Raw genomic sequence first — 6535 nt, forward strand, 5'->3', positions numbered from 1 at the left:
GGTTAATCCCAATCGCAGGTCATCGGTGGGGAAGACGGCGAGTTGAGCCAACGCGCCATAGCTGCCATTAAACAGTCCGTTCTTTGGCTCGGGATTGTTGGCATTGAAGGCCAGATACCCCATCGAAAGGCTCGCAGCATCCCCCAAATCGTAATTCAGCGATGCCCCCGTTCCTTCTAAGCCTTGGTAGTAAATGGGATTGAACCGTCCGAAACGAGAGACTGACCCGGTGAGTTCTTCGGAGAAAAATTCGTTGAAGTTGACGAAGTTTTCATTAAACTCGCCCCCCACAGCATCGAGATAGACCGTTAAAGGCCCTCCCGAAGCGCCGTGTCCGTGTCCGTGTCCGTGCCCGTGGTCTTCGTGTCCGTGGTCGTCATGGTCTCCAGAGTGTCCCGAGTCCCCCAAAGCGAAACTATAAAGCAATTTGCCCAGGCGCACGCTGTTGTCGGAACCTTCATCGAATGCCGTGCGCGTCATGCTGGTTCCGGTGATATTGGGTTCGTCTCCCTCTCCCGGACCGAAAGGAACCACACTCAGGGCATCGAGACGGGTGAGGAGCACATCACTCCCGGTAAAACTGGTATTGAACAGCAAGCGCACTCGGTTGTTGAAGACGGGAATGCTATCCAAACTTTCGCCCCCCGGTTTCTCGTTCCCAAATACGCTACTGATGGCAAACCCAACTTGTCCGGTCAATTTGGTGGTGGTGGAAAATTGGTTGGCTTCGAGTTCGGCGGTGCGCGCTTCGAGGCCATCGACTCGTCCGCGCAGAGTGGCGAGTTCGGCGGCGAATTCTTCTTGCAACCGGCGAATGACGGCTAAATCCTCGGTGGTGACTTCCGATTCCACATCCACCAAGTTGAGGATTTGGTCGAGGCAAGCGTTCAAGCCAGCGGCAAATTCGTAGCGGGTGGTGGCTTGGTTGCCGCGATAGGTTCCGTCGGGGTATCCGGCAATGCAGCCGTAGCGTTCCACGAGGGATTGTAGCGCTTGGAATGCCCAGTCTGTTGGCTGTACGTCGGAAAGTTGGGAAACGGAGGTGACTTGCTCCATGGAATCGAGGGTTTCTAACTCCGTCGCCCCCGGAATGCGATCGGTACCGATGGTGTCGTACTCGATGACCCGATCGATCGAAACCGGTTCGTCGGCGATGGGTTCTGATGTGGCGGTTTGGGCGATCGCTCCCGATGCCAGGGCGATCGAGGCGACACCGGCCATTCCCGAACTGAGTTTAAGCCAACTCGGACATCTTTTCAATTTTCTTTTTGACATTTCACTCCTCCACACGAAGATTTGACGCACTCTCCGATTAGGAGGGCGCTTGAATTCTGCTTTTATCGCACCACGGTATTTCGTTATTGAAATTGAAATTCAATAACGACCGTAAAGCTTTTTGGATGTATTGAGATTTGGCGATCGACCCCAGGTGAAACTCAGGTCAAATCAAAACTTATAATAATAATCATTATCACTTTTGTCTAGAGGCGGCGATCGCGAATGTGAGCGATCTTAAGCTCAGAAGCCCCGATCGCTTACATGAAGATCTTGATTTTGCCTCCTATTCCCTTGAAACAGGGAAGAGAAACGAGTCGGCGAGTCCCGAATACTTACATCCTCTCGACTTGTCGAACCAGACTTTTTTTGAGACTGAGAACGACTTTTTCGCCAACGACAGAGTCGCAATAAAATTCTAGCCAATCGCCGTTTTCATGGTATCCATCTGCCGGAACGTCTTCTGTTTCTCGATCGTCATAGTAGATGATTTGGTACCTTCCGCTATCAGTGGCTTTGGCTTGCTCGGCTAAGTTTTCAACCCGTTCAATGTCTGAACCATCTAGAGCATGGACTTGTTGTTCGCCGGCAACCGAGTCTTTGTAGAATTCAAACTGATTATTGGTTAAGTAATGTCCATCCGCATCAATTTCTTGTGGATCTTGAGCCGCAACATCGAGATAAGTGACTTTGAGTTGACCCATTTTTGAAAACTCCTTACTCTTTGTAAGATGAGTTTATCTGTGTTTGTTTCAACTGTCAATTTGAAGGACTGACTAAAGCCAAGACAAGAGTATTCCCACCTTTGTCAATCCTCCTAAATCTCTTCGTACTATTCTTTTCCTGGAAATAATATTCCATTCTTTTCGTGCCAAGGAAAAGCGTAATAACCTAATGGATTTTCTAATTGTCTCGAAAGTGTTGACGAACAAGTGGTGATGTATTCATTTATGACTTCAACATCAGGCTTTTTGGCAGATTTTAACTTTTCTAGAGACGGCAACCAATAGTCTTTGAGGTACTTGCTTTCAATTATTAATTTTAAGCTGTCTATAACTTGTTTGTCGATTTTTTCTCCTGGGTAACCATTTCTTTTATTGTCGCTTGGCGCTCGGCAAATATTGACAGGGTTCCAGGTCACAATTGAAAAGAAATTATCGACTGTATAATTATTCTTGTTGTCCGTGATTTTTTCTAGGTAGCTCAAAACGTTGTTTATCCATGGATACTGTTTTTTCTCGTTTTTCTTGATTTCTCGTAACTGTGTATAACTTGTAACCCGTCTGCTTAAAGGATCTAATACTAGATTTAGCATCCCCTGTGGAACAATGTGTCCCTGATGATCTTCAACGACCGGATTAGACCCTTCTACTGACTTAAATAAAAACTTGCTAGGGCGCTTCTCTTCCCAATCAAACGCTTGAAATTTGGAATTTTTCTGCCGATCGCCATAAACGTTACGGTTATATCCATGTATCCGGCTGTTATTTCCTGCCATGATTGAAATCCTCAAAGTGAATGTTGATTAGATGCGAACAAAAGTGAAGCGGACGGTTACACCAAATCCGAAAGAACCAGACCGCTTTAATTAGGTGGCTCGACGGATTCCAATAGGTTATCCAGGAGACGGTCTAAAATATACAACCGATCGACCATGGGAAGTGTCGTGTTGATATATTGGTACATACTGTGAGTTTCACCTCCGGCTAGACTTTTCCAAATTCCCATCAGCCAAGCTTCTCGACTATTGTTTTCTGGCGGCATGGGGATGGGTTCTCGGGTTGATGAAATGGCAAGTAGTTGAGCAATTTTTTCTTTCATTTGGTCGAACTCTCGATCGATTTGTTCGACAATTTCGCTAAGAATACTCACAACACCACTGAGGCAAGCTGAAGCCACAATTCGTTGCGCTTTTCGCTTCGGTACGCTCGGATCGACGAGTCTTGCATCAATTCTTCCATCTTTCATCGCCAGAACTTTACCGCGTTCGGTGGCAATGGTAGATGCCATAGGGTGGCGAAACTGTTGAAGAATTTTTTCTGCACTTTCGAGCCAAGCCGCAATATTCTCTACGTAGTTTGGATTTGAATTAGCATACTCATTCGTTAGAGATGAAACTTGTTCGAGGTGATTGAGAAGCTGCTCTTTTTGAACGCTACGCATGATATTGAACTATTGAATCATTAGTTGAGAGCTGCTAGTTCCATCTGAATTTGTCAGATAATTCCACGTGAGTTCTTCTTCTTTGAGAACGACGCGCAGATTCGTGACGGTTTTGTAACTCTCCTCACTCTTCGCGTGACCTTTAACCTCATTCGATTGGACTTTTAGAGAGATGGACGAATCGAGAGCTGGCGACTCAAAAATTTCAGTCTCTGCCATCTTTTTAAATGCGCTTTGGAGCGAACTTCTGACTCGAGCGGAAACTTCGACCTCGCTCCCGCGTAAGATTTCATCAACGGTCTGTTGGGCCGCTCGTACGGTTCGCACTCTGAGGGAAACACCTTCAAAATTCTGAAAGGTTTTTTGCATCGCGGCTTCCAGTCGAGGTGGAAATGTTGTCTGAAATTGTGCTTCAAACTCATCAATGGCAACTTTTTCTGTCTCTAAAACCGATTTTGCGGCTTGCGAAAAAGTAGCCACTAACTCAGTAGACTCTTTCACTTGATGACTCGAACCGTCTAGATAGCCATCGACGATCACAGGGACATCGATCGTCACCTCTGGGAGTCTCAGGCGAGGTACGGGTAGGCCCTGTAGCAATGGCTCGCTTTGATAGTATTCCGCCAGACGAACGGCACACTCATCTGAAATTCGGCGTGCGTGGGTCACATCTGCCATCATGGCTCCTAGCAGATTTCCAAGTGTCGTCATATTTTTCTAATGGTTCGGGTGCGGGTGATGTTGAGAAAACTTGGGTCGATGCTTGGAAAGATTACTATCGACCCAAGTAAAATGGGTTTTGGAATCGGTTGCAGCTTCTAGGAGACAACTACACGACTGCGCTGCTCTCATCAATACGACCTACGAGCAACTCTTCTCCTATGAAGTCACCGTTAAGTTACAGGTAGATTCTTTATGACCGGGGACTGTGAGCTTCACTGTATACGTGCCGGAATCTAGACTTTGTACGACCGTAATCTGATTATCCTGCCAGGTAACATCAGATTGAGGTGTAATCATTTCGGCATTACTCTTATCCAAGATGGAAACAGTCTTCTTCTCTGTTCCGAACTCAGAACTACCACCATCAGGAGTGATTGTTACTGTAGTGGTGCTTGAGGTGTAATTAGCCTCAATAGCTACCGCTGATTTAGGATTGTCATCATCTTCTGAACCGGCTGTCGTCTCTTCGACCAAAGCTTCCAGGATGTTGAGCATCTTGTCCATTCCCGCAGGCATCTCAGCCTGGGATGCCTTGACAGTCACGTCTAAGCCGTAGGTATCGTGGATTTCTCCTGATTCGCGCCGCTTGCTCTGATGAGAATAGTTCGCTTTCATCTGAGCGCTGCTCAGCCAGGAAAATCCAGCAAAACCTACATTTGCCTCACCCCCGCCTTTATCGGTCACCTTCAGCTCGTTGTGCGTCACTGAGAGTAGTTTTGCATGGAACGCAATTTCTGCGGAGTCCACTTGAATGAATGGAATCGGCAAGATGGTCAGGATGGGAACCGATAAAGAGGCTTTCTGCTTGGTAGTTGTACCTGGTTCTTTACCAGGTACCGGTTTCTCATAAGTAAACTCAACGTTCATGGCCTTTGTAATCTTGCCCTTCTTGTCGTGCTCGAAACCCACCTCCTTAATAAACTGGGCGGAAGCCAGAGCCGATTGCGCCTGTGCTTTCACCACCGCAGTCAGCGGTCCCCCAATCATCGCTCCAAAATCTAGAGAGGATAGTTCTTTTCCTTGTGCTGCGCTCATCAGTATTACTCCGTTTGTCAAGGTGTTTAGTTGGCTGCATTATTTTTAACAGGCAGCAGCATGGCAACGCCATCGAAGTTTGCGAACTTAAGCAAGTAACTTTACACAATTCGCAACAAATGCTTGTATTCCTTTCTTAATAAGGGTTGTCGGATCGTCATTTTTCCCAGCCGAACAGTAGATACAGACTGAACAATGCCCCAAAATGTGTACTCGCGCACCGGATTTCAGGAGATACCAGCACGGCAGAATATAGCTTTGAAGCATTCACTGCGTTACTGCTAAATATTGAGGAAAATTTTCCGATTTTGGAAAGACATCTGATTTTGGTTCGTGTCATAATAGCTGAGCTAGAGTAAAGATATTCTCAAGCTCAATCATTACAATTTCTGTTTCCACAAAACTCCTGAATCCAAAAAATTTAGGAAGTGGTGCTTCTCCTCAAAAACCTTTGCGACTCCGGATCGTTCGAGTGATTCATCTTGTGAACTTTAGCCAAGATAGGTTTTCGCTCGAGTTCAAGTTCTAAAAAATACACTAAAGTCAGTTTTTTGGTGGTGGGAAACTTAATGACATCTAACTCGATCGATATTGTTTGAGTTTTGATGCGCTCCGGCGGCTGAATATATTTTATTCAGCCATCGCGGTTGTATTGCGCTGTCTTTTTGAAATGCTATTCAAAATACTCAATATAAGAAGAGAAAAGCGCATTCTCGACGATAAAAAGCGATCGAGCTTCAAGTCGATCGAACTAACGAACGACAGACAAAGCTTGACTGCAACTGATGGTACCTTCTCTATTTTTGTAATTTCCTCATGTCTCAACCTCGACGACGACATAGACACGTGGCTATCCTGACCCAGCATGGATTTCAAAAAATTGAAACAGCAAAATCGAAAGCGGTAATTTGGAACCATTACACCCAATCTTGCACCTTAGAAACCTTAAGCGAAAAAACGGGCTTATCGACCCATACCCTAAGCAAAGTCCACGCTCGGAAAGTGGGCGTCGATTTACGCACCTTAGTCCGCTACTTTCTCGCTTTTGACTTAATCTTAGAACCGAGCGATTATATCTCACCTATCTGTCATCAAAAGACAACCAATCCAGTTTCAGCTTCACTATGTCATGAAGCACAGATGACGGAATCAGTTCCCCAAAATCATGGCGTAAGTTGGGGCACGGCACCGGATATTTTGGGATTCTACGGTCGCACCGCTATCCATCAACTGCTTGAGTTCGGTGACAGTCATTTCTGGTAGTGCCATTTTCTGCTTCTCCTCTTCGGCTTTAGCTTGCGGGATGCCGCAGAACTGTTCGTAATCGATTAGTTTTTCG

Annotated in this window: 6 protein-coding genes and 1 pseudogene; all 7 read right to left on the minus strand. The window is 46.1% G+C overall.

Annotated elements, in window-relative coordinates:
• A partial coding sequence (locus tag IQ235_RS15430) for an iron uptake porin (RefSeq protein WP_264322332.1) occupies nucleotides 1-1275 on the minus strand: 1275 nt, incomplete at its 3' end.
• Nucleotides 1276-1610: 335 nt separating this feature from the next.
• The gene (locus tag IQ235_RS15435) at nucleotides 1611-1979 is read right to left on the minus strand and encodes a hypothetical protein (RefSeq protein ID WP_264322333.1); all 369 of its coding nucleotides are present in this window, start codon (nucleotides 1977-1979) and stop codon (nucleotides 1611-1613) included.
• Between the two features lie 128 nt (nucleotides 1980-2107).
• The gene (locus IQ235_RS15440; RefSeq protein ID WP_264322334.1) at nucleotides 2108-2773 is read right to left on the minus strand and encodes a hypothetical protein; all 666 of its coding nucleotides are present in this window, start codon (nucleotides 2771-2773) and stop codon (nucleotides 2108-2110) included.
• A gap of 86 nt (nucleotides 2774-2859) precedes the next feature.
• Nucleotides 2860-3438 (minus strand): hypothetical protein, encoded by a 579-nt coding sequence (locus IQ235_RS15445; RefSeq protein ID WP_264322335.1) that lies wholly within the window; start codon nucleotides 3436-3438, stop codon nucleotides 2860-2862.
• A 9-nt stretch (nucleotides 3439-3447) separates the two neighbouring features.
• Complete coding sequence (locus IQ235_RS15450; RefSeq protein WP_264322336.1) at nucleotides 3448-4149, minus strand: hypothetical protein; 702 nt, start codon at nucleotides 4147-4149, stop codon at nucleotides 3448-3450.
• Between the two features lie 168 nt (nucleotides 4150-4317).
• On the minus strand, nucleotides 4318-5196 hold the full coding sequence (locus IQ235_RS15455) for a DUF2589 domain-containing protein (RefSeq protein WP_264322337.1): 879 nt from the start codon (nucleotides 5194-5196) through the stop codon (nucleotides 4318-4320).
• A 1215-nt stretch (nucleotides 5197-6411) separates the two neighbouring features.
• A pseudogene (locus IQ235_RS15460) lies at nucleotides 6412-6535 on the minus strand (molybdenum cofactor biosynthesis protein MoeB); the annotation flags it as partial.

The sequence above is a fragment of the Zarconia navalis LEGE 11467 genome, assembly GCF_015207075.1.
Taxonomy (GTDB): Bacteria; Cyanobacteriota; Cyanobacteriia; order Cyanobacteriales; family Geitlerinemataceae; genus Zarconia; species Zarconia navalis.

Bases quoted from the DNA above. Each gene is read 5' to 3' on its own strand.
- IQ235_RS15445 (WP_264322335.1), bottom strand. From the start codon at position 3,438: ATGCGTAGCGTTCAAAAAGAGCAGCTTCTCAATCACCTCGAACAAGTT.
- IQ235_RS15435 (WP_264322333.1), bottom strand. From the start codon at position 1,979: ATGGGTCAACTCAAAGTCACTTATCTCGATGTTGCGGCTCAAGATCCA.
- IQ235_RS15440 (WP_264322334.1), bottom strand. From the start codon at position 2,773: ATGGCAGGAAATAACAGCCGGATACATGGATATAACCGTAACGTTTAT.
- IQ235_RS15450 (WP_264322336.1), bottom strand. From the start codon at position 4,149: ATGACGACACTTGGAAATCTGCTAGGAGCCATGATGGCAGATGTGACC.
- IQ235_RS15455 (WP_264322337.1), bottom strand. From the start codon at position 5,196: ATGAGCGCAGCACAAGGAAAAGAACTATCCTCTCTAGATTTTGGAGCG.